We start from the raw sequence: 279 nt of genomic DNA on the forward strand, positions 1-279 counted from the left end.
AGAGCGCGACCTTGCCAAGGTCGAGGTCACGAGTTCGAGCCTCGTGTACCGCTCCAATTTCTAACCAAAAGAAATTGTAGTGATAGTAAATTTAGTTATACGGTACTAGCTCAGTTGCTAGAATGTTGAACGCGACCTGTCGCGCACCAACGTAAATAACTAAATAACTAAATAACTAAATAACTAAATAACTACAGAAATAAAAATGCGGTACTAGCTCAGTTGGTAGAGCGCGACCTTGCCAAGGTCGAGGTCACGAGTTCGAGCCTCGTGTACCGC

General features: G+C 44.4%; 1 tRNA gene. It reads left to right on the forward strand.

Annotated features, from left to right (window positions below):
* The first annotated feature begins 207 nt into the window (after nucleotides 1-207).
* Nucleotides 208-279: transfer RNA gene (locus AAEY62_RS22055), tRNA-Gly, on the forward strand.

The sequence above is a fragment of the Pseudoalteromonas sp. GW168-MNA-CIBAN-0100 genome, from assembly GCF_040309225.1.
In the GTDB taxonomy this organism is placed as follows: Bacteria; Pseudomonadota; Gammaproteobacteria; order Enterobacterales; family Alteromonadaceae; genus Pseudoalteromonas; species Pseudoalteromonas arctica.